Source organism: Streptomyces sp. MI02-7b (assembly GCF_033793585.1).
Classification (GTDB): Bacteria; Actinomycetota; Actinomycetes; order Streptomycetales; family Streptomycetaceae; genus Actinacidiphila.
Genome location: NZ_JARAWX010000028.1, coordinates 1 through 21,253 on the forward strand (window position 1 = coordinate 1; position 21,253 = coordinate 21,253).

The 21,253-nt window shown below is 72.4% G+C and carries 25 protein-coding genes, 1 tRNA gene, 2 pseudogenes and 1 riboswitch; of the genes and pseudogenes, 20 read left to right on the forward strand and 8 right to left on the reverse strand.

The window, feature by feature from the left end; translation table 11 throughout:
- From PV364_RS33605 to PV364_RS33635, 7 genes and pseudogenes are all read left to right on the forward strand, one after another.
- A pseudogene (locus PV364_RS33605) lies at nucleotides 1-365 on the forward strand (hypothetical protein); the annotation flags it as partial.
- A 129-nt stretch (nucleotides 366-494) separates the two neighbouring features.
- Entirely contained in the window at nucleotides 495-1,256 is a 762-nt protein-coding gene (locus tag PV364_RS33610) for a GntR family transcriptional regulator (protein ID WP_415924640.1), read from the forward strand.
- A 20-nt stretch (nucleotides 1,257-1,276) separates the two neighbouring features.
- Nucleotides 1,277-1,606, forward strand: a pseudogene (locus PV364_RS33615) (haloacid dehalogenase); the annotation flags it as partial.
- 27 nt (nucleotides 1,607-1,633) lie between these two features.
- Nucleotides 1,634-1,828: a hypothetical protein gene (locus PV364_RS33620; protein WP_319664415.1), complete on the forward strand. Its 195-nt coding sequence runs from the start codon at nucleotides 1,634-1,636 to the stop codon at nucleotides 1,826-1,828.
- Between the two features lie 79 nt (nucleotides 1,829-1,907).
- Nucleotides 1,908-2,687, forward strand: coding sequence for an HAD-IIA family hydrolase (locus tag PV364_RS33625; protein WP_319664417.1), 780 nt, complete (start codon nucleotides 1,908-1,910; stop codon nucleotides 2,685-2,687).
- Between the two features lie 109 nt (nucleotides 2,688-2,796).
- A complete protein-coding gene (locus PV364_RS33630; RefSeq protein ID WP_319664418.1) occupies nucleotides 2,797-3,753 on the forward strand; it encodes a hypothetical protein in 957 nt (318 codons plus the stop codon).
- Nucleotides 3,754-3,758: 5 nt separating this feature from the next.
- Entirely contained in the window at nucleotides 3,759-4,403 is a 645-nt protein-coding gene (locus PV364_RS33635) for a class F sortase (protein ID WP_319664419.1), read from the forward strand.
- Between the two features lie 31 nt (nucleotides 4,404-4,434).
- On the opposite strand, the gene bcp is transcribed toward PV364_RS33635, so the two are convergent.
- Nucleotides 4,435-4,902 carry a thioredoxin-dependent thiol peroxidase gene (gene bcp, locus PV364_RS33640; RefSeq protein WP_319664420.1) on the reverse strand — a complete coding sequence of 156 codons (468 nt, stop codon included), beginning with the start codon at nucleotides 4,900-4,902 and terminating at the stop codon, nucleotides 4,435-4,437.
- A 100-nt stretch (nucleotides 4,903-5,002) separates the two neighbouring features.
- Here bcp and PV364_RS33645 point away from each other — a divergent pair, with 100 nt between their 5' ends.
- From PV364_RS33645 to PV364_RS33655, 3 genes are all read left to right on the forward strand, one after another.
- Complete coding sequence (locus PV364_RS33645) at nucleotides 5,003-5,326, forward strand: DUF3618 domain-containing protein (RefSeq protein ID WP_319664421.1); 324 nt, start codon at nucleotides 5,003-5,005, stop codon at nucleotides 5,324-5,326.
- A gap of 10 nt (nucleotides 5,327-5,336) precedes the next feature.
- Nucleotides 5,337-5,675: a GroES family chaperonin gene (locus PV364_RS33650; RefSeq protein WP_319664422.1), complete on the forward strand. Its 339-nt coding sequence runs from the start codon at nucleotides 5,337-5,339 to the stop codon at nucleotides 5,673-5,675.
- A gap of 6 nt (nucleotides 5,676-5,681) precedes the next feature.
- Nucleotides 5,682-5,743: riboswitch (guanidine-III (ykkC-III) riboswitch) on the forward strand.
- A 33-nt stretch (nucleotides 5,744-5,776) separates the two neighbouring features.
- On the forward strand, nucleotides 5,777-6,097 hold the full coding sequence (locus PV364_RS33655; protein WP_319664423.1) for a multidrug efflux SMR transporter: 321 nt from the start codon (nucleotides 5,777-5,779) through the stop codon (nucleotides 6,095-6,097).
- Nucleotides 6,098-6,138: 41 nt separating this feature from the next.
- Here PV364_RS33655 and PV364_RS33660 read toward each other — a convergent pair whose 3' ends face one another.
- On the reverse strand, nucleotides 6,139-8,373 hold the full coding sequence (locus PV364_RS33660; RefSeq protein WP_319664424.1) for a transglycosylase domain-containing protein: 2,235 nt from the start codon (nucleotides 8,371-8,373) through the stop codon (nucleotides 6,139-6,141).
- 290 nt (nucleotides 8,374-8,663) lie between these two features.
- On the opposite strand from PV364_RS33660, the gene PV364_RS33665 reads away from it, so the two are divergent.
- From PV364_RS33665 to PV364_RS33675, 3 genes are read left to right on the forward strand one after another with little or no spacing between them, the layout of a single operon-like run.
- Nucleotides 8,664-9,464 (forward strand): ABC transporter permease, encoded by an 801-nt coding sequence (locus tag PV364_RS33665; protein WP_319664425.1) that lies wholly within the window; start codon nucleotides 8,664-8,666, stop codon nucleotides 9,462-9,464.
- Nucleotides 9,457-10,260, forward strand: coding sequence for an ABC transporter permease (locus tag PV364_RS33670; protein ID WP_319664426.1), 804 nt, complete (start codon nucleotides 9,457-9,459; stop codon nucleotides 10,258-10,260). The genes PV364_RS33665 and PV364_RS33670 overlap by 8 nt, the downstream gene beginning before the upstream one ends.
- Before the next feature lie 7 nt (nucleotides 10,261-10,267).
- A complete protein-coding gene (locus tag PV364_RS33675; RefSeq protein WP_319664428.1) occupies nucleotides 10,268-11,236 on the forward strand; it encodes an ATP-binding cassette domain-containing protein in 969 nt (322 codons plus the stop codon).
- Nucleotides 11,237-11,258: 22 nt separating this feature from the next.
- Here the strand turns inward: PV364_RS33675 and PV364_RS33680 are convergent, their stop codons facing one another.
- Together PV364_RS33680 and PV364_RS33685 are read right to left on the reverse strand one after the other, a co-directional pair.
- Entirely contained in the window at nucleotides 11,259-12,371 is a 1,113-nt protein-coding gene (locus tag PV364_RS33680; RefSeq protein ID WP_319664429.1) for an aminotransferase class V-fold PLP-dependent enzyme, read from the reverse strand.
- A 62-nt stretch (nucleotides 12,372-12,433) separates the two neighbouring features.
- A complete protein-coding gene (locus PV364_RS33685) occupies nucleotides 12,434-13,750 on the reverse strand; it encodes an SGNH/GDSL hydrolase family protein (RefSeq protein WP_319664430.1) in 1,317 nt (438 codons plus the stop codon).
- Nucleotides 13,751-13,933: 183 nt separating this feature from the next.
- Here PV364_RS33685 and PV364_RS33690 point away from each other — a divergent pair, with 183 nt between their 5' ends.
- The 7 genes from PV364_RS33690 (at nucleotide 13,934) to PV364_RS33720 (ending at nucleotide 18,955) form a co-directional block, all read left to right on the forward strand.
- On the forward strand, nucleotides 13,934-15,241 hold the full coding sequence (locus PV364_RS33690; RefSeq protein WP_319664432.1) for a DUF445 domain-containing protein: 1,308 nt from the start codon (nucleotides 13,934-13,936) through the stop codon (nucleotides 15,239-15,241).
- A gap of 171 nt (nucleotides 15,242-15,412) precedes the next feature.
- A complete protein-coding gene (locus PV364_RS33695) occupies nucleotides 15,413-15,709 on the forward strand; it encodes a DUF6412 domain-containing protein (RefSeq protein ID WP_401977699.1) in 297 nt (98 codons plus the stop codon).
- A gap of 90 nt (nucleotides 15,710-15,799) precedes the next feature.
- Complete coding sequence (locus tag PV364_RS33700) at nucleotides 15,800-16,480, forward strand: YidC/Oxa1 family membrane protein insertase (protein WP_319664433.1); 681 nt, start codon at nucleotides 15,800-15,802, stop codon at nucleotides 16,478-16,480.
- 35 nt (nucleotides 16,481-16,515) lie between these two features.
- Complete coding sequence (locus PV364_RS33705) at nucleotides 16,516-17,373, forward strand: fumarylacetoacetate hydrolase family protein (RefSeq protein WP_319664434.1); 858 nt, start codon at nucleotides 16,516-16,518, stop codon at nucleotides 17,371-17,373.
- Between the two features lie 142 nt (nucleotides 17,374-17,515).
- A complete protein-coding gene (locus tag PV364_RS33710; RefSeq protein WP_319664542.1) occupies nucleotides 17,516-18,160 on the forward strand; it encodes an HNH endonuclease in 645 nt (214 codons plus the stop codon).
- Nucleotides 18,161-18,219: 59 nt separating this feature from the next.
- Nucleotides 18,220-18,822 (forward strand): HNH endonuclease signature motif containing protein, encoded by a 603-nt coding sequence (locus tag PV364_RS33715; RefSeq protein ID WP_319664435.1) that lies wholly within the window; start codon nucleotides 18,220-18,222, stop codon nucleotides 18,820-18,822.
- Nucleotides 18,823-18,870: 48 nt separating this feature from the next.
- Nucleotides 18,871-18,955: transfer RNA gene (locus tag PV364_RS33720), tRNA-Leu, on the forward strand.
- Between the two features lie 60 nt (nucleotides 18,956-19,015).
- Here PV364_RS33720 and rdgB read toward each other — a convergent pair.
- From rdgB to PV364_RS33740, 4 genes are all read right to left on the reverse strand, one after another.
- Nucleotides 19,016-19,624, reverse strand: a complete 609-nt coding sequence (rdgB, locus tag PV364_RS33725; RefSeq protein ID WP_319664436.1) for an RdgB/HAM1 family non-canonical purine NTP pyrophosphatase — start codon at nucleotides 19,622-19,624, stop codon at nucleotides 19,016-19,018.
- A gap of 23 nt (nucleotides 19,625-19,647) precedes the next feature.
- Nucleotides 19,648-20,055 (reverse strand): hypothetical protein, encoded by a 408-nt coding sequence (locus tag PV364_RS33730; RefSeq protein ID WP_319664438.1) that lies wholly within the window; start codon nucleotides 20,053-20,055, stop codon nucleotides 19,648-19,650.
- A 56-nt stretch (nucleotides 20,056-20,111) separates the two neighbouring features.
- Entirely contained in the window at nucleotides 20,112-20,858 is a 747-nt protein-coding gene (gene rph / locus PV364_RS33735) for a ribonuclease PH (protein ID WP_319664440.1), read from the reverse strand.
- 88 nt (nucleotides 20,859-20,946) lie between these two features.
- Nucleotides 20,947-21,180 carry a PTS glucose/sucrose transporter subunit IIB gene (locus PV364_RS33740; protein WP_319664442.1) on the reverse strand — a complete coding sequence of 78 codons (234 nt, stop codon included), beginning with the start codon at nucleotides 21,178-21,180 and terminating at the stop codon, nucleotides 20,947-20,949.
- Nucleotides 21,181-21,253: the final 73 nt, after the last annotated feature.

The window sequence follows — 21,253 nt, forward strand, 5'->3', positions numbered from 1 at the left end:
CACCGGACGGGAGCGGAACGGCCCCCGGCACGGCCGGCGGCGGGCACCCCGGCGAGCGGCCGGGCGAACGTCCCGGCGGGGAGCCCGGCGGGGACGGCAGCACGGGCCCGGGCACCGGCACCGGCACCGGCACCGGCGGCCAGGTCCCCGGCCAGGTCCCCGGCCAGGTCCCCGGCAAGGGCGACGAGGGCAGCGGCGCCCCGGAGGCGCCCGCCGCCCCGCCCGCACCGCGGGCGCCCACTCCCCCACCCGGCCTGGCCGACACCGGCCCCGTCCAGGACCCGGCGCCGGCCCTGATGCTCATGGGCGCCGGGGCCCTGATGCTGGCGGGCGGTATCGCCCTGAGGGTCGGCCGCCGGAGGTGACCCGGGACACCGGCCGCGAACTCCCGCCCACCGGCCGGTGACCGGCAGGTGACCGGTTTCCGGCTCGGCGCCCCCGACCGCCCCCGGCGCCGCGCACCGGCGCCGGCCCGCCCCCTCCGATCTGCGAGGATTCCCGATGTGAAGGACACCCAGGCGGGCGCGCCGACCCGTGCCGGCATCCCCGAGCACGGCCGGCTCCCCAAGTACTTCGTCGTCAAGACGTGCCTGGAGGAACTGCTCGGCGATCTCGGCGAGGGGGTGCCGCTGCCGACGGAGCGGGAGCTCGCGGCCCGCTTCGGCGTGGCCCGGGAGACCGTGCGGCAGGCACTGCGCGACCTGCTGATCCAGGGACGGCTGCGGCGGCGCGGCCGGGCCACGGTGGTCGCGGGACCCAAACTGGAGCAGCCACTGTCGCTGGCGAGCTACACCGAGGGGGTACGTCTCCAGGGCCGGGTGCCGGGCCGCAACCTCACCGCGCTCGACCGGATCGCGGCGGACGAGGTGCTGGCCGGGCAGTTGGGCATCGCCACCGGCGACACGGTGTGGCACATGGAGCGCGTACTGCTCGCGGACGAGGAGCGAGTGGGCCTGGAGAGCACGTATGTCGCGGTGGAGCGCGTGCCGCGGCTGGACGCGGAGTTCGACCCGGACTCCTCGTTCTACGCCTATCTGCGCGCGTTCGTGGGCGTGGAGTTCGGCGACGCGGACGAGCGGATCGAAACCGTGCTCGCGACGCCGCGCGAGGCGCTGCTGATCGGCACCCCGCCCGCGCTGCCCATGCTGCTGCTGCACCGGCACAGCCGGGACACCGAGGGTGCGCCGCTGGAGCGGGTGCGGTCGCTGTACCGCGGGGACCGCTTCAGCTTCACGACCCATTTGTCCCGTACGTAGCAGCCAGATCCCTTCGCCCGCGGACCACCCAGGACGCGATCCTCGCCGCCCTGGGCTGGCAGGACATCGCCGACCTCACACTCTGCCCTGCCGACGCCGGCGGACGCGGCCGCCCCTACCCGGACATGGTGCTCACCGCGCTGCTGCGCACCCGTGCCGCGGGTTCCGTCCAGGAGATCGCGGTGGCCGGCGACACGGCGTACGACATGCTCTCCGGCGTCCGCGCCGGCGCGCCCGTCGTCGCGGGCGTGCTGACCGGTGCCCACGACGGGGAGGCGCTGCGCGCGGCGGGCGCCACCCACGTCCTGCCCTCCGTGGCCGGACTTCCCGCCCTGCTGGCGGAGTTCTGAGCCGGGCACTCGGTCCGAGGACGTGACGTGACGAAGCTGCCGCCCAACGCCCCCTCGCGGGCACAGGGCGCGTCCCGCGCCGAGACCCCCGTGCGGGTCGCCGGGGCTCTGGAGTCACCGACAAGGGCGGGTTCGCGCGCCGCCACGGGCTCGCACTTTCGCCGCACCGGGGCGACCAACCGGTTCCGGGTCATCGGCGGGGTCAAGGTCACCACCGCCTGACTAGGCTGGAGGCGTCGGCACGACGACGTGACGGCGCCCCCGCACCTCAGCACCCCGGCACACCGCAGGAGTCCGCCCCATGGCAGAACGCAAGCCGATCGAGTCCTGGCTCACCGACATGGACGGAGTCCTGATCCACGAGGGCATCCCGATCCCCGGCGCCGACGCGTTCCTCAAGCGGCTGGGGGAATCCGGGAAGCCCTTCCTGGTGCTCACCAACAACTCCATCTACACCCCGCGCGACCTGCACGCCCGGCTGACCCGCATGGGCCTGCACGTGCCGGTGGAGAACATCTGGACCTCCGCGCTGGCCACCGCCCGCTTCCTGGACGACCAGCGGCCCGGCGGCACCGCGTACGTCATCGGCGAGGCGGGCCTGACCACCGCGCTGCACGACATCGGCTACGTGCTGACCGACGTCGAGCCGGACTACGTGGTCCTGGGCGAGACCCGCACCTACAGCTTCGAGGCGCTGACCAAGGCCATCCGGCTGATCAACGGCGGCGCCCGGTTCATCGCCACCAACCCCGACGAGACCGGCCCCTCCGCCGAGGGCGCGCTGCCCGCCACCGGTTCGGTCGCCGCGCTGATCACCAAGGCCACCGGCAAGGAGCCCTACTTCGTCGGCAAGCCCAATCCGCTGATGATGCGCGCCGGGCTGAACGCCATCCAGGCGCACTCCGAGACCAGCGCGATGATCGGCGACCGGATGGACACCGACGTGCTGGCCGGCCTGGAGGCGGGTATGGAGACGGTCCTGGTCCTCACCGGGCTCACGCAGCCCGCCGACATCGACCGCTTCCCCTACCGGCCCTCCCGGGTGGTGGACTCCATCGCCGATCTGGTGGACCTCATCTGACCCAACCGGAGCAGCCCCGCATGCGGCGGCCCGTCAGAAAAGAGACCTTCGAAGTACCAGGGCCGACCGATTCCGACGACGTGAGCCCGGGTGAGTGGAGGTTTTCATCATGGGCTCAGTCATGGACGCCGCCCGCATTCCCCTGTGCGCCGCCGCAGCGGTGACGGTGATCGCGATCTGCGGTCCCGTCGCCGTCGCCGACGACGGCCCCGCCGGAAGCGGGGACGCCACCAGCCGGCTGTGGGAGCGCGCGGGCGGCGGGGGCGGTGGCGGAGACCAGGGCGGCGACCGCCAGGACTTCGGCAAGCAGGACGGCGGACGCGACAACGGCGGCCGGGGTGACGGCGGCCGGGACAACGGCGGACGCGACAACGGTGGCGATGAGGGCCGCGGCGACGGCGGACGCGACGACAACGGCCGGGACAACGGCGGACGCGACGACAACGGCCGGGACAACGGCGGACGCGACGACAACGGCCGGGACAACGGCGGACGCGACAACGGCGGACGCGGCGACGGTGGCGATGAGGGCCGCGGAGGCGGGGGCGGCGGTGGCGGCGGCGGTGGCGGTGGCGGGGGCGGCGGCGGTGGCGGGGGCGTCGTCGGCGGTGGCGGCGGCGGCGGCGGCGGCGTGACCGTCAACCCGGGTTCCGTCGGCCCGGGCGGTGACGTCGACGTACGGACCCAGGACTGCGACCGGGCCGCGTCCGGCACCGTCAGCTCCTCCGCCTTCGTCGCCCCCGTCCGGCTCGCCCCCGCGTCGGACGGCGGCATGTACGCCTCCGCCGTGGTGCGCTCCGGGCTCGCGTCCGGCTCGTACAAGGTCTCCATCGAGTGCAACGGCCAGTCGCACGAGGGCGAGGTCGAGGTCGGCGACGGGACCGGGGACGGCGGCTACCCGTCCGCGCCGGTGCCGGCGGGCGGCGGTGCCATGGCCGCCGACGTGGCACGGCACTCGGCCTCTCCCGCCCAGCCGGCCGGGGTGCCGGGCACCGTGGCCGCGGGCGTGCTGGCCCTGGCGGGGGCGGCGGGCCTGGTGATGCACCGGCGCCGCAGCCGGGACTGAGCCCGGTGCAGGGACGGACCGTCGCGGCCGCCACGGCCGCGGTCGTGCTCTTCGCGGCGTGGCTGAAGGGCTACGTCCACCCGGCCCCCGGGGACGCCATGGGCGCCCCGGGGGTCACCGCCACGTCCGCGCCCGGCGCGGACGAGCGCCCCACCCCGGTCTACGCCGCGCACACCCCGCTGGGCCACGCCCGGCCGCTCAGCATCGAGATCCCCTCGGCCGGCATCGACGCCCCGCTCGTCGCGCGCGGGCTCACCGCCGACGGGGCGATCGACCCGCCGCCGTTCAGCTCGCCCCAAGTGGCGGGCTGGTTCGGCGCGGGCCCGGCGCCCGGCGACGCGGGCGCGGCGCTGATCGTCGGCCATGTGGACACCCGCACCCGCGCCGCGGTGTTCTACAACCTCAGCACCGTGACGCCCGGCACCCTCGTGGAGATCAACCGCTCGGACGGCTCGGTCGCGGAGTTCACCGTCGAGGGCGTGGAGATCGTCCCGAAGGAGGGCTTCCGCCCCGACCGGGTGTACGGCTCGGGCGTCCGCCCCGAGCTGCGGCTGATCACCTGCGGCGGCACCTTCGACCATGCCACCCAGAGCTACTCGGCCAACGTCGTGGTCTACGCGGCGCTGACCGGCTCCCACACCCGGGCCTGAGCCGGTGGCGTCGGACAGCGCCGACGGGGCGTCAGACGCCCAGGTCGCGGATGAGCTTGGCCACGTGCCCGGTGGCCTTGACGTTGTACCAGGCGTGCTCGACCTTGCCGTGCTCGTCGACGACGACCGTGGAGCGGATCACCCCGGTCACCACCTTGCCGTACAGCTTCTTCTCGCCGAAGGCGCCGTACGCGGTCAGGACCGACTTGTCGGGGTCGGCCACCAGCGTGACCTTCAGCGACTCCTTCTCGCGGAACTTCGCGAGCTTCTCGGGCTTGTCGGGCGAGACGCCGATGACGTCGTATCCGGCGCCCGCGAGCACGTCGAGGTTGTCGGTGAAGTCACAGGCCTGCTTGGTGCATCCCGGAGTGAGCGCGGCGGGGTAGAAGTAGACGATGACCTTGCGGCCGGCGTGGTCGGCGAGGGAGACCTCGTTGCCGTCGGCGTCGGGCAGGGTGAAGGCGGGTGCGGTGTCACCGGGCTGGAGGCGCTCGCTCATGGGTGCAGTTCTCCGGTTCGGGGTGCCGACGGGCGCCGGCACGGGCGGACTGACAGACTGTCTGCACGGTACCGGTCGAGACGACGATGGAGGCTGCGCGGTGTCGGATGGCAGGAGCCCTGCTCAGATCGAGGCGGACATCGCCCTGAAGCGGCGGGAGCTGGCCGCCACCCTGGACGAGATCGCCGTGCGCGTGCACCCGAAGACGATCGCCGCCGACACCAAGGCGAAGGTCGCGTCGGCCGTGGACCGCACCGCCGGACGGGCGTACGTGGCGGTCAACCGGGGCGTGACGGAGATCCGCGGGCACTTCGTGACGGAGGAGGGCGCGCCGCGCGTGGAGCGGATCGTGCCGGTCGCGGTGGCGGCGGTGGCGCTCGTCACGGTGGTGGCCGGGCTCTCGCTGCGCAGACGACGCCGGTAACGTCGTACCTGTGAGTTCCCCATCGCATGACAAGCTTCCGATCCGCATGCTGCACGACCGTGTGCTGGTCCGTTCCGACACGCCCGAGGGCGAGCGCCGCTCCGGCGGCGGCATCCTGATCCCCGCCACGGCGGCCGTCGGGAAACGGCTGGCCTGGGCCGAGGTGGTCGCGGTCGGCCAGAACGTGCGCACCGTGGAGGTCGGGGACCGGGTGCTCTTCGACCCGGACGACCGTGCCGAGGTCGAGGTGCGCGGCACGGCCTACGTGCTGATGCGGGAGCGGGACCTGCACGCGGTCGCCGCCGAGCGGCTGCAGGGCTCGGAGGACTCCACCGGTCTTTACCTCTGATTTGCTACCGTCGGTCCCGTCCCCTGACGAGACGCGCCGTACCAGGGCCCATGCAAAGACGACGCACCGCCTGAGTCTTCAATGATCATGGAGGTGCCGTCGTGGCATGGGTCCTGCTGTGTCTGGCCGGTCTGCTGGAGGTCGGCTGGTCGGTCGGCATGAAGTACACCGACGGTTTCACCCGGCTGTGGCCGAGCCTGGGCACCGGTGCCGGCATCGTGGCCAGCATGCTGCTGCTGTCGTACGCGTCCAGGACGCTGCCGATCGGCACCGCCTACGGGGTGTGGGTCGGGATCGGCGCGGCCGGGGCGGCGGTGCTCGGCATGGTGGTGCTCGGTGAGCCGGCGACCGCCGCCCGGATCTTCTTCATCTGCCTGCTGCTGGTGGCCGTCGTCGGGCTGAAGGCGACCTCCGGTCACTGAGGCCGCTCTCCGCCGCCTGCCCTCCGCCCGGCGCCCTGGCGCTACTGGAAGCCGCCCCCGCCGTTGTCCCCCCCGACCGGGCCGCCGATCGGCAGCTCGCCGCCCGGTCCGCCCTCGGAGGGCGGCGGGGAACTGCTGGCGGGCGGCTCGGACGGGGACTCAGGAGGTTCCGAGGAGGCCGGCGGCTCGCTGCTCGTGGCCGGCGGCGGCGGGGAGGAGGCCGGAGGAGCCGAGGAGGCCGGAGGGGCCGAGCTGGACGGCGGGGCGGAGGTGGCCGGAGGGGCCGAGGCACCGGGCTCCAGCCGTAGCTTGAAGCCGCGCACCGGGGTGCCCTTGAGCGCGCCCGCGGTGTACTCCGCCCAGATCTGCGTGGGGAAGCCGCCGCCGTTGACTCGTGCCAACCCCGCGGCGCCGTACAGCTGCTTCTGGGCACCGGTCTGCGAGTCCTGCCCCATCACGGCGACCACGGTGGCCAGGTTCGGGGTGTAGCCGGCGAACCAGGCGGCCTTGTCCTCCTCCGCCGTGCCGGTCTTGCCCGCGGCGGGGCGGCCGGACGCCTGGGCGGCGGTGGCGGTGCCGCCCTGCACCACCGAGCGCAGGATCGAGGTCGTGGTGTCGGCCGCCTCACGGGTGATCGCCTGCCGGGGCTGCCGCTCGGGCAGCTTCAGGTCCTCGCCGTTCTTGGTGACCTTCACCACCATGGTGTACGGGATGTAGCGGCCGTGGTTGGCGAGGGTCGCGTAGGCCTGGGCCATGTCCAGCGGGCTGGCCTCCATGGTGCCGAGCGCCATCGCCGGAGTGCTGACCAGCTTGACCTGCTCGGAGACACCGAGCGCGCGCACCGTGCTGTTGACGTCGTCCGCGCCGACGTCCTGCGCCATCTGGGCGTAGACGGCGTTGACGGACTTGTCCATGGCGCGGGTGACGGTGATCGGCCCGTAGGAGACGTCGTCCTCGTTCGCCGGGGCGTAGCCGGTGGGGCCGTTGCGGCCGACGACCTCGCGCTTGTTGGTGCCGTCGTAGACCGTGTACGGCGTGATGCGCCGGCCGCTCTGCGTGGTGGAGTCGTTCTGGACGGCGGAGGCGAAGATGAACGGCTTGAAGGTGGAGCCGACCTGGTAGTCGCGGCGCGTCGCGTTGTTGACGAACTGCTTGGTGAAGTCGATGCCGCCGTACATCGCGACGACGTTCCCGGTCGCCGGGTCGATGGAGGCGCCGCCGGCCCGCACGTACTTGTCGGTCTTGTGGGCCTTGGGGTCGAGCTGGTCCAGGAGCTGGTTCTCGGCCGCCTTGACGAAGGCGTCCTCCTTCTTGCGGTCGATGCTCGTGGTGATGCGGTAGCCGCCGGAGCGCAGCGTCTCCTCGTCGAGGATGTGGTTGTCGGACAGGTAGTTCTTGACGGCCTCGACCAGGTAGCCGCGCTGGCCGGACAGGCTGGTGGCGGGCTTGGCCTTCAGCGGGGTCGGGAAGGTCAGCGAGGCACGCTCGGTGCCGCTCAGCCAGCCCTCCTTGACCATGCCGTCCAGCACGTAGTTCCAGCGGGCCTGCGCCTGGACCTTGTTCTCCGGGTGGGCGACCACGTCGTACTCGCTGGGGGCGTTGAGCAGCGTGGCGAGGTACGCGCCCTCGGCGGTGTCGAGTTGGTCGGCGTCCTTGCCGAAGTAGGCCTGGGCGGCCGCCTGGATGCCGTAGGCGTTGCGGCCGTAGTAGCTGGTGTTGAGGTAGCCCTGGAGGATCTCGCTCTTGCTCTTCTCGCGGTCGAGCTTGATCGCGATGAAGAACTCCTTGGCCTTGCGGATCGCCGTCTGGTCCTGGTTGAGGTAGTAGTTCTTCACATACTGCTGGGTGATGGTCGAGCCGGACTGCTTGCCCTTGCCGGTGACCGTGTTCCAGGCCGCGCGGACCATCGCCTTGGGGCTGACCGCGGACTCGTTGTAGAAGTTGCGGTCCTCGGCGGCCAGCGTGGCGTACTGGGCGGTCTTGGCGATCTGGCTCAGGTCCACGTTCTCCCGGTTGACCTGGCCGTCGCGCGCCAGCTGGCTGCCGTCGGAGTACAGGTAGACGTTGCTCTGGGCGATCGCCCCCGCGTTGGCCTTGGGGATCTCCACCAGCTGGTAGCCGACGATGAAGGCGCCGGCACAGGCCAGCACGACCAGCAGGAAGGTGCCGATCACCGTCTTCCAGCCCGGGATCAGTCTGCGGACTCCGGTGCGCTTCGGCTTCGGTCCGGACGGCGCGGTTCCCCCGCCGCCGGGGGAAGCGTTGCTGCTGCTCATGTCTGTACTGACTCCTCCGCGGCCGCCGAGGGTTGTGCCGCGGCGGAACATCTTGGGTCAATCGTGCCGTACGACCCGGCGGACACTCGCGCACCTTCAGGGCAAAACGGTTCAATTGCATCCCTCCGTGACAGGGCTGTGACAGCTCTGCAGCACGCCCAGGACCCCACCAGCGGGTGAAAAAACCGTGGCAGTGCGTGACGGCGGCCGGTAGCGTCGTGCGCTTGCGCCCGCTCCGGGCGGCACGCCCGGGAACGGGAGAGCGGCACGACGGGAGGGTTGACAGCAGGATGCGCCTGTACGCCGCCGTGGCGGCAAACGGCTTCCGCCGGCACGCGACCTACAAGACGGCCACCGTGGCCGGCGTCTTCACCAACACGGTCTTCGGCTTCGTCATCGCCTACACCTACATCGCCCTCTGGGACGAACGGCCCCACCTCGGGGGGTACGACCAGTCCATGGCGTTGACGTACGTCTGGACCGGCCAGGCCCTGATCGCCGCCTGCGCCCTGCTGGGCGGCGGCTTCCAGGACGAACTCATCGACCGCATCCGCACCGGCGACATCGCCGTCGACCTGTACCGCCCCGCCGACCTGCAGACCTGGTGGCTCGCCGCCGACCTCGGCCGGGCCGCCTACCAGCTCCTCGCCCGCGGCATCGCGCCGATGGCCTGCGGCGCCCTCGCCTTCCACCTGGCCCTGCCCGCATCGCCCACCACCTGGGCGCTCTTCCTGCTGTCGGTGCTCCTCGGCGTGGTCGTCAGCTTCGCCCTGCGCTACCTGGTGGTCCTCAGCGCCTTCTGGCTGCTGGACGGCAGCGGGGTGGTCACCGTCGTCACCCTGTCCACGCTGTTCTTCTCCGGCTCGCTGCTGCCGCTCAACGCCTTCCCCGCCGGCCTGGGCGCGGTGGCCCGCGCCCTGCCCTTCTCCTCACTGCTCCAGGTCCCCGCCGACATCCTGCTCGGCCGCAGCACCGGCGCGTCACTCGCGGGCAGCCTGGCCTTCCAGGTGGGCTGGGCGGTGGCGCTGCTCGGCGCGGGCCGGCTCCTGCAGTCCGCGGCCACCCGCAAGCTGGTGGTGCAGGGTGGCTGAGGCGCTGCGCGGATACGCGTTGATCGTGAGCATGTGGATCCGGTCGACCATGGCCTACCGGGCCTCCTTCGCGATGACGGCGATCGGCAACTTCGCCGCGACCGCGCTGGACTTCGTCGTCATCCTGCTGATGTTCTCGCAGATCGACCGGCTCGGCGGCTTCACCCTCCCCGAAGTGGCCCTGCTCTACGGCACCACCGGCACCTCCCTGGGCCTGGCCGACCTCGCCCTCGGCAGCATGGAACGGCTCGGCCGCCGCATCCGCGACGGCACACTGGACACCCTGCTGGTGCGGCCCCTGCCCGTCCTGGCCCAAGTCGCCGCCGACCAGTTCGCGCTGCGCCGCATCGGCCGTGTCGCCCAGGGGCTGCTCGTGCTGGGCTGGGCACTGGCCCGCCTCGACATCGCGTGGACCCCGCTGAAGGCCGCCCTGCTGCCGCTGAGCGTGCTCAGCGGCGCCGGCATCTTCGCGGCGGTCTTCATCGCGGGCGCCGCCTTCCAGTTCTGGGCCGGCGACGCCTCCGAGGTCCAGAACGCCTTCACCTACGGCGGCAACACCGTGCTGCAGTACCCGCCCACGGTCTTCGCCAAGGACCTCGTGCGCGGTGTCACCTTCGTCGTGCCCCTCGCCTTCGTCAACTGGCTGCCCGCCCTGCACATCCTCGGCCGGCCGGACCCCCTCGGCCTGCCCCGCTGGGCCGACTTCGCCCCGCCACTGGTCGCCGCCGCGAGCTGCGCGCTCGCCGGCGCCCTGTGGCGGACCGCCCTGCGTTCGTACCGGAGCACCGGGAGCTGATGCCGCCATGACCACCGCAGTCATCGAACTCGACCACGTGGAGAAGGTCTTCGACGTCCGCCGCAAGAGCGGGCTGATGCGCCGCGAGCGGCACCAGGTGCGCGCCGTCGACGGCCTCACCTTCAGCGTCCCCGCCGGCGAGATGATCGGCTACATCGGCCCCAACGGCGCCGGGAAGTCCACCACCATCAAGATGCTCACCGGCATCCTCACCCCCAGCGCCGGCCGGCTGCGCGTCGCGGGCATCGACCCCTCCCGCGAACGCGCCCGCCTGGCCCGGCGCATCGGCGTCGTCTTCGGCCAGCGCACCACCTTGTGGTGGGACCTGCCGCTGCGGGACTCCTACGAACTGGTGCGCCGCATGTACCGCGTCGACGCGGCCCGCTACCGCCGCAACCTCGAGCGCTGCGTCGAACTGCTCGACCTCGCCCCGCTGCTGGACGTACCGGTACGGCAGCTCTCCCTCGGCCAGCGCATGCGCGGCGACATCGCGGCCGCCCTGCTGCACGACCCCGAAGTGCTCTACCTCGACGAGCCCACCATCGGCCTCGACGTCGTCAGCAAGGCCAAGGTCCGCGAGTTCCTGCGCGGCGTGAACACCGAGCAGGGCACCACCGTCCTGCTCACCACGCACGACCTGACCGACATCGAGCAGCTGTGCCGCCGCGTCATGGTCATCGACCACGGGCGCCTGATGTACGACGGCGGGCTCGCCGGACTCCACGCCATCGGCGAGAGCGAACGCACCCTCGTCGTCGACTTCGAACGCGAACTGCCGCCCGTGGAACTCCCCGGCGCCCGCTGCGCCCGCGTCGACGGCCCCCGCCAGTGGATCGCCTTCCCCGCCTCCGCGAGCGCGGCGCCCCTGGTCGCGGAGCTCGCCGCCCGGCACGGCGTCGTCGACCTGTCGGTGCGCGAACCCGTCATCGAGGACGTCATCGCCCGCATGTACGCCACCGGCGGGGCGCCCGTGTGACGCCACCCGGGCGCCCCGCGGGTCAGCGCAGCGAGCCCAGCGCCGCCCGCACCCGCTCCACCGCGCCCCGCGTGGTCGAGGCGTGCGCCGACAACCGCACCGAGTCCGCCCGCACCGAGGGGGTGACCCCGTGCTCGTGCAGCGCCTTGGCGATCCGCGCCGGGTCCGTGCCCGGCACCGCGAACGACACGATGCCCGCCCGCTCCCCCGGCGCGACCGGCGAGAGCACCTCGCCGCCCGCCTCGCGCACCGCCTCGATCAGCTCGTCCACCCGCCGCGCCACGTGCGCCTCGATCGCGGCGACGCCCGACGACTCCACCAGCTCCAGGGCCACCGCGAAGGCGGCGGCCGTCACCGGGCTCAGATTGGTGATGCTCCAGCGCAGCGCGCCGGGGGCCGGCGGATGCTCGACGTCGTCGAAGACACCGACGTCCGTGACCCCCGTCCAGCCCGAGAGCGTCGGCTCCAGCCGCTCCAGGGCCCGGTCCGACAGCGCCGCGAACCCGGTCGCCCAGCTGGCCCGCAGCCACTTCTGTCCGCCGGCCACCACGACGTCCGCGGCCTGCCAGGGCAGCTCGACGACACCGAAGGCCTGCATGGCGTCGACGATCAGCAGCCGGTCGCCGATGACCTCGCGGAGCCCGGCCAGGTCGGCGCGGTAACCGGTGCGGAAGTCCACCGCGCTGACCGAGACCGCGACCACCTCGTCGCTCAGCGCGGCCCGCACCGCGTCCGGGGTGGGTGCCGCGTCGAGCCAGCGCGGCACCGCACGGCCCAGGGCCGCGCTGCGCCGCCACGGATAGTGGTTCGCCGGGAAGTCCGCGGCGGGCACCAGGACCGCACCCCCGGCCAGCCCGAAGGCGGCGTGGAACAGCCCGGTGGAGGCGTTGGGCAGCAGCGCCACGTGCGCGGCGTCCCTGCCCGCCAGCCGGCCCGCCGCGGCACGCGCCCGCGGCTCGGCCCGCATCAGCTCGTCGACGGTGGTGTGGTCCGCCTCGGCGGACGTGGCCAGCGCGGCCGCCGTGGCCTCCAGCACGTCACGTGAGGGCGGCCCGTAGCGGGCGAAGTCCAGATAGCCCTCGGGCTCGGTGAAACGCTCGGCGTAACCGGGCAGCCCGCCCGCGTGATCCGTCATCGCCGTCCTTTGCAGTCCTCGTGAAGTCCGTGCACCGCGGGCAGTCCCGACCCCGGGCCCCGTCACGCCTTCGCGTCGGCCGTACCCCCGAGCAGCACCGGCCGGGCGGCCTCGGCCATCCGGCGGTAGCCCGCGTCGCTGGGGTGCAGATGATCGCCGGAGTCGTAGGCGGCCCGCATCCTCGTCGGACGGTACGGGTCACGCAGCGCCTTGTCGAAGTCGATCACCGCGTCGTACACCGTACCTGCCCGGATCGCGGCGTTGACCTGCTGCCGGACGGCCTCGGTCACCGGGTTGTAGGCAGCCCCGTGCCCCTCAAAGGGCAGCAGCGTCCCCCCGATCACCCGCATCCCGCGGGCGTGGCCGCGCGCCACGATCTGCCGCAGCCCGGCGATCACGGCCCGCGCGCCGGTCGCCCGGGGCGGCCGGATGATGTCGTTGATGCCCAGCTCCACGACCATCGTGCGGGCACCGGTCTGCGACAGTGCGTCGCGGTCCAGCCGCACCAGGGCGCTGGGACCGCCCTCGGGGCCGCCGCGCAGCACCCCGTTGCCGCTGATCCCCTGGTTGAGGACGCCCAGGCGCAGCCGCCGGTCACCGGAGGCCATCAGACCGTCCGCCAGATAGTCGGGCCAGCGGTGATTCGCGCCGACAGTGGAGGTGAGGCCGTCGGTGATGGAGTCGCCGAAGAACACCACCGCGCCGGCCGCGTGCGAGCTGAGGACGTCCACCGCGCTGACGTACCGCCAGAACAGGGTCCGCGTCGTGTACGACACTCCCGAGACCTCAGCGGTGCGCTCACCGTGCGCCATGAAGGAGATCTGCCGCGCGTTCGGATGGTAGGTCACCGGGCCCGACGGAAGCGCCGCATAGGTGGTGACCAGCAGATCGGCCCGCTGCGGCACCGCCAGTCGCACCGGGTCGCTGACCACGGCCCCGCCCGCCGGGATCGTCACCGACCCCCGCTGGGCGAAGGTCAGCACCCGCATGGTGCCCCCCGCGGCCGCCGCGCCACCGGTTCCGGCGGAACGGGCGACGGTGGCGTGCGCCACCACCAGCGGCGCGCTGCCGAAGGTGTTGGACAGATGCACCCGCACCCAGGTGCCCCCGACGCTGGTGTGCACCACGTTGCGGATCGACCATCCGGGGTATCCGTCCGCGGTGGAGGGCTCACCGGCGACAGGAGAGGCGGACCACGTGCCGACCCAGGAACCCGCGGCCGCCGGCACGGCGGTGTGGGCGCTGCCGGCCGCCATGGCCCCGCGCCCGGCGCGGGCCGCGACGTCCGTACCGCCGACGCCGAGAAAGATCGCCGTCGAGACGACCGCCACCAGGGCGGCCAGTCCGGCGAGCAGGGCACAACCGGTCGTTCTGGCCACGCGGTGCTCAACTCCTGTGCAGGGGGTGTCGGAAAGCGGCGCGATCCGCCCCCACTCGTGATCCCATGGAGGACGCCGGATCTGACCGTCTGGCTAGTGGGATGTCGGGAACCCGTCGTTCGTTCCAACTGGTGAGTGTGGCGTGCGCAATACCCATACACCGAAGGGAGACGGGTGCGAGGGATGGAGAGGACTCCGGTGACCGGAACGAGTGAGAGCGCGACTCCGGCGTTCTCCTACAGCCCCGCCGACGAGGGCAGGCGGCGCGGCGTCCGGCGCATGAAGGTGATCGCCACCGGGCTGCTGCTGGCCGCCACCTTGGTGTACGGCCTCGCCAAATGGGCGGAGTCGGCAGGCGCCGGCGCCTGGAGCGGCTACGTCGCCGCGGCCGCCGAGGCCGGCATGGTCGGCGCGCTCGCCGACTGGTTCGCCGTGACCGCGCTCTTCCGCAGGCCGCTCGGCCTGCCCATCCCGCACACCGCCATCATCCCCACCAAGAAGGACGCCCTCGGCCGCACCCTCGGCGACTTCGTCGGCGAGAACTTCCTGTCCGAGACCGTCGTACGCACCCGGCTGCGCAAGGTCGGCATCGCCCACCGCCTCGGCACCTGGCTCGAGGACCCCGAGCACGCCGACCGCGTCACCGAACAGGGCGCGGCCGCGCTGCGCGGCGCCCTGACCGTGCTCCGCGACTCCGACGTCCAGGCCGTGGTCGGCGAAGCCATCACCCGCCGGGCGGACGCGCAGGAGATCGGCCCCGGCATAGGGAAGATGCTGGAACGGATCGTCGCCGACGGCGGCCACCGGCGCATGGTCGACCTGGTCTGCGTACGGGCCCACGACTGGCTCAACGAGCACGGCGAGTCCGTGATGAACGCCGTCCAGGGCGGCGCGCCCGGCTGGACCCCGCGCTTCGTCGACCGCAAGGTCGGCGAACGGGTCTACAAGGAACTCGTCCGCTTCACCGCCGAGATGCGCGACATGCCGGAACACCCCGCACGCGGCGCCCTCGACCGCTTCCTCGCCGACTTCGCCACCGAGCTCCAGTCCGACCCCGACACCCGCCGCCGCGTCGAACAGCTGAAGAAGGACCTCATCGAACGCCACGAAGTCCAGGACCTCATCGAGTCCGCCTGGAGCTCGGTACGCGGCATGATCGTCGCCGCGGCCGAGGACGAGCACAGCGAACTGCGGCTGCGCGCCCGCGCCTCACTGCTGTCGCTCGGCGCGCGGATGACCGAGGACCCCCGGCTCACCGCCAAGATCGACGGCTGGCTGGAGGACGCCGCCACCTACGTCGTCACCACCTACCGCGACGAGATCACCGCGCTGATCACCGACACCATCGCCGGCTGGGACCCCGAGCAGACCACCCGCAAGATCGAGGCGAACGTCGGCCGCGACCTCCAGTTCATCCGGATCAACGGCACGGTCGTCGGCGCCCTGGCGGGCCTGGCCATCTACACGGTCTCGCGAGTCCTCGCCGGATAGTCCGCCAGCCCCCTCCCCCGCACGGCCAGACATCGGAGGAATGCCCCGCCCGGCCGGCGAAAACCCGTACCGCCACCACGGAACTCCACCGGCCCCGCGAACGTCATCACCCACAGGACGCGACCAGCGGACGGAAAGGAGGACCCGGTGACCCGCACCCCGGCCACCGCACTGCGCGCCCACGCCGTCACGGCCCTGGTCACCCTCGCCCTCCTCGCCGGACTGCTCCTCACCCACACCGGGCTCACCACCGCACTCGCCGCGGCCGCCACCACCGCCGCGGCCGCGATCCTGCTCGGCCGCGCCCTCCACGCCGCCGCAGGCGCCCGGCCCGTCCCCCGCGGACGCGTCCGCACCGCCCTGCGCGACCGCGAACGCCGCACCGCCTTCCTCCCCCAGCGCGACCCCGACGCCTCCGGCCGCCCACGCCCCCGGGCACCCGGCCGTCCCGTCCCGACGGCCGCGTAGCGCACCTGCCACCCCGCAGCCCGCACGCCGTCCGTCACGCCGACACCACCTTGTCCGGCACGACGAGACCCGCGGAGGGTTCCCGCCACCATGTCCGTACTCCCGCACCTCCCGCACGCCCTGAACTCCCTCACCGGCCTCCTGGCCCCGCTGACCGGCCATGCCGCCGCCCCGGCAGCCGCCGTCGTCGCCTTCACCGTCCTGGTGCGACTCGCCCTCCACCCCCTCGCCCGGGCCGCCGCACGCGGCGAACGCGCCCGCGCCGCCCTCGCCCCCCGGATCGCCGAACTCCGCCGCGCCCACGAGCGCGACCCCCGCGAACTCCAGCGCGCCCTGGCCGCACTCCACACTGCAGAAGGCACCTCGCCCCTCGCCGGCATCCTGCCCACCCTGCTCCAACTGCCCGCCTTCTTCGTCCTCTACCACGCGGCCTACGGCACCGACCTCGGCGCGCACTGGGGCACACCCGTCCACGCCGCCGTCCTCGCGGTCGTCGCCGCCGTCGCCCTGCTCTCCTACCGCCGCGCCCGCAAGGCCGCCCCCGACGCCACCGGGCTCGCCCGCCACCTGCCGCTGCTCTCCTTCGCCACCCTCGTCCCCGCCGCGATCATGCCGCCGGCCGCCGGGCTCTACCTCGCCACGTCCACCACCTGGACCGCCGCCGAGCGCGCCTGGCTGCACCGCCCACACCATGGGAAGGGGGTTGCGGGCGACGCCCCCTCCGCTGGAGGATCACCCAAGACCTCCGATGACCGTCCCCATCGGAAATGAACCAACCGCCTCCCCTCGACCCACCGGAGAGTCTCGTGAAGCTGCTGCGAGTCGGCCCTGCCGGAGCCGAACGCCCGGCCCTTCTCGACCAGGACGGCGTCCTGCGCGACCTGTCCTCCCTCACCCCCGACATCGACGGCACCCTGCTCGCCGACCCCGCCGCCCTCGACCGCGTCCGCGAGGCCGCCGCGGCCGGCACCCTGCCCGTCCTCGACGCCGACGACCTGCGCACGGGCCCCCCGCTCGCGGGCATCGGGAAGATCGTCTGCATCGGCCTCAACTACCACGACCACGCCACCGAGACCGGCGCGGCCATCCCCACCGAGCCGATCCTCTTCATGAAGGCCCCCGACACCGTCATCGGCCCCGACGACACCGTCCTCGTCCCCCGCGGCAGCCTCAAGACCGACTGGGAGGTCGAACTCGCCGTCGTCATCGGCCGCGAACTGCGCTACGCCGCCTCGGCCGAGGAAGCCCTCGCCGCCGTCGCCGGCTACGCCGTCGCCCACGACGTCTCCGAGCGCGCCTTCCAGATCGAACGCGGCGGCCAGTGGGACAAGGGCAAGAACTGCGAGACCTTCAACCCCCTCGGCCCCTGGCTCGTCACCGCCGACGACGTCCCCGACCCCCAGGCGCTCGGGCTGCGGCTGTGGGTCAACGGCGCCCTCCAGCAGGACGGCACCACCGCGGACCAGATCTTCCCGGTCGCCGAAGTCGTCCGCTACCTCAGCCAGTTCATGACCCTCTACCCCGGCGACGTCATCAACACCGGCACCCCGGCCGGCGTCGCCCTGGGCCGCCCCGAGCCCAAGCCGTACCTGCGGGCCGGCGACGTGGTCGAGCTCGAGATCGACGGCCTCGGCCGCCAGCGCCAGGTCCTCAAGGACGCGTAGACCTCCTCCCGGCTCCCGAGGGGCGCCCGGCGCACGTGCTGCGCCGGGCGCCCCTGGCATATTCCCCGGGCGGCGTAACCGTCGTACGAACGGGTCGTTATTCCGTGCGAAAGTGCAACACCAGATCGCATGGGGGTGGGAAATGCCCACAACTCGCTGGACCCGTGAACTCCTGGAGTACGCGGTGGCGTCCTCACGAACACTGTCGGAAGCCATGGGCAAACTCGGCCTGGACCCAAAGAGTCCGACCCGCAAATACATCCGGGTCCGACTGAGGAAGTTGGGTGTGGACACCTCGCACTTCGAACGGGAAGGAGGCCGTTGGACGCGGGAAGTCCTCGCGTCCGCTGTAGCCGCTTGCACGAACATGACCGAGGTGCTGCGTCACTTGGGGGTCGAGGTCGTAGGTGGTCAGCACACGCACATCAGCCGCCGCATTCGCGCGTTCGGCATCGACACGTCGCACTTCTTCGTCACGTCCCGTGGTTCACGCGGCTGTTCCCCGCAAGAGGTCCTGGCGAAGCAGGACCCCAGCACCGCCCGCCGCATGCAGAGCGATCGGCTCAAGCGAGCGATGCTGGCCAACGGTGTGATCGAGCGCTGCGCGCTCTGCGGCACCGGACCCGAGTGGTGCGACCGCCCACTGCCTCTTGAGGTCGACCACCTCAACGGTGACTGGCGCGACAACCGCCTGCCCAACCTCCGCCTCCTGTGCCCGAACTGTCACTCGACAACGGACACCTATCGAGGGCGGGGCAAGCTTCGCGCCCGGAACGGGGTCCGGTGAACTCCGGCGCCCCGTACACACGCGAACTGTTGGCGCAGGCAGCGGCACAATGCCGCTCCATGGAGGAGACCGCGGCTTTCCTCGGCCGGACCCCCTACGCGAATCTGCACCGCTACCTCGAAAAGCGATTCGCCGACTTCGAAATCGACATCTCCCACTTCCGGAGCCCTTCCGCTCGCGGCCGCAAACGGCCGCGGCCCACGCCCGCGGAACTCCGAGTAGCCGTTGCACGCTCCGTATCCGTGGCCGAGACGCTTCGCCGCATCGGCCGGACCGACGGCACTCGAAGCCGCGCCCTGCTCCGTTCCTGGATGGCTGAGGACGAGCTGGACACCAGCCACTTCCTCGGTCAGGCCCACGGGAACAAGCACGGGACCAAGCACCGCAAATCGGCGGCCGACATTCTGGTCGCACGTACCAGCGGCTACCGCACCGCGGCCGTACTCCTGCGCAGGGCCCTCGCGGAAACCGGCATTCCCGCCCGGTGCGCGCAATGCGGTGTCGGTGAGATCTGGCACGGCAGACCAATGACCCTGGAAGTCGACCACATCAACGGCGACCGCCTGGACGACAGTCCGGACAATCTGCGGCTGCTCTGTCCGAACTGCCACGCTGTAACCGATACATGGTGCCGGGGAGGTATGCGCGCCACCCGCCGATAAACCGTATGGAACACCCCAGCCGCCACCCGTTACCATGGGTGGCGGCTAGCGGCGGTGGCGCAGTAGGCGACGCGGCAGACTTAGGATCTGTGGCCCTTGATCGGGCTTGAGGGTTCGAATCCCTTCCGCCGCACCCATGATGGCCTGCGAATCCACGGAAGGGTTCGCAGGCCATCATTCTGCCCGCGGACCCTCACCCCACCAGCTCCCGCACCACCGGCACCAGCGCCCGGAACGCCTTCCCGCGGTGGCTGATGGCGTTCTTCTCGTCCGGCGTGAGCTCGGCGCAGGTGCGGGACTCCCCCAGCGGCTGGAGGATCGGGTCGTAGCCGAAGCCGTTCGGGCCGTGCGGCTCGAAGCGCAGGGTGCCGAGGAGGCGGCCTTCGACGACGTGTTCGGTGCCGTCGGGGAGGGCGAGGGCGGCGGCGCACATGAAGTGGGCGGCCCGGTGGGGGTGGTCGATGTCGGAGAGCTGGGCGAGGAGGAGGTCCAGGTTGGCGCGGTCGTCGCCGTGCTTGCCGGCCCAGCGGGCGGAGAAGATGCCGGGGGCGCCGCCGAGGACGTCGACGCAGAGGCCGGAGTCGTCGGCGACGGCGGGCAGGCCGGTGGCCTGGGCCAGGGCGTGTGCCTTCAGGAGGGCGTTCTCGGCGAAGGTGACGCCGGTTTCCCTGACGTCGGGGATCTCGGGGTAGGCGTCGGCGCCGACGAGTTCCACGCCGAGCCCGGCGTCGGCCAGGATGGCGTGGAGCTCGGCGACCTTGTGGGCGTTGCGGGTGGCGAGGACCAGGCGGGTGTGCGGCATGGTCTCGATTATCCCGGTGCCCGTCAGCCGGATGTGCAGACGGTGGAGAGCCCGGCGGCGGCGTCGGCGACGGGGGTGAGGTCGGGGGTCTTGCCCGCGTCGGCGGCGGTGCGGGCGTTGTCGACGGCCTTCTGGAGGTCGTCGACGGCCTTGGTGACGTCGGCGTTGCCGGTTTTGTCGCCGAGGGTGGCGAGGTGGTCGGCGATCTGGTCGAGCGCGGTGGCGGCGCCTTGCGGGTCGTTGCCCGCGTTGCTCACCGCGTTCTGCAGGTTCTGGACGTCGCCGGCGACCTGGGCGGCGACGGTGGCGCAGTCGAGGGCCTTGTCGACGGCGTTGACGGCGTCGGCGGCGCCGCAGCCGGTGAGGGCGGCGGCGCCGAGTGCGGTGGCGGCGGCGAGTGCGGCGAGGCGGCGGCGGGTGCGTGGCTGCATGTCACTGAACACGCACCGCACCGCTGCCGGGTTGCACTCCCCGGACCGCTTCTTGGTCAGCCCTTGGTGATCTGTTCGATCTCTTCGAGTGCCGCGCGCTGCAGCGCGTCGAGTTCGACGCAGCCTCCGACGGCCAGGTCGAGCAGGGTACCCAGCTCCTTGCGGTCGAAGGGCTGGCCCTCGGCGGTGCCCTGGACCTCGACGAAGCGGCCGTCGCCGGTGCAGACGACGTTCATGTCGGTCTCGGCGCGGACGTCCTCCTCGTAGCAGAGGTCGAGCATGGGCACCCCGTCGATGATGCCGACGCTGACCGCGCTGACGGTGCCGTTCAGGGGCTGGGCCTTGGCGCGCAGCAGCTTGCGGCCGTGCATCCAGGTGACGGCGTCGGCGAGGGCGACGTAGGCGCCGGTGATGGCGGCGGTGCGGGTGCCGCCGTCGGCCTGGAGGACGTCGCAGTCGAGGACCACGGTGTTCTCGGCGAGTGCCTTGTGGTCGATGACGGCGCGCAGGGAGCGGCCGATGAGGCGGGAGATCTCGTGGGTGCGTCCGCCGATCTTGCCGCGTACGGATTCGCGGTCGCCGCGGGTGTTGGTGGAGCGCGGGAGCATGGAGTACTCGGCGGTCACCCAGCCTTCGCCGCTGCCCTTGCGCCAGCGGGGCACGCCCTCGGTGACGGAGGCGGTGCAGAGGACCTTGGTGTCGCCGAAGGAGATGAGCACCGATCCTTCGGCGTGCTTGCTCCAGCCACGCTGGATGGTGACGGGGCGGAGCTGGTCGGCTGTGCGGCCGTCGATACGAGACATGGCGACGAGCCTAGCCGTAAGTGAACCGCGGGCCCGTGCCGGTTGCGGAACGGGCCCCCTGCGGGTGATCAGGTCCGGCGGGCCGGGGTCAGAGCATGTCCTCGATCTCGGCGGCGAGGGGGTCGGCGTCGGTGCCGATGACGACCTGGACGGCGTTGCCCATCTTCACGACGCCGTGGGCGCCGGCGGCCTTGAGCGCGGCCTCGTCGACGAGGGAGGGGTCGGCGACCTCGGTGCGGAGTCGGGTGATGCAGCCCTCGATCTCCTCGATGTTGTCGAGTCCGCCGAGCCCGGCGACGATCTTCTCTGCCTTGCTGGCCATCTGTAGCTCCTGGTTGTCTCGGCCGTTCGGTCCGATTTCACACGGTAGTGCAGGTGTGGACCGCATTTGCGGG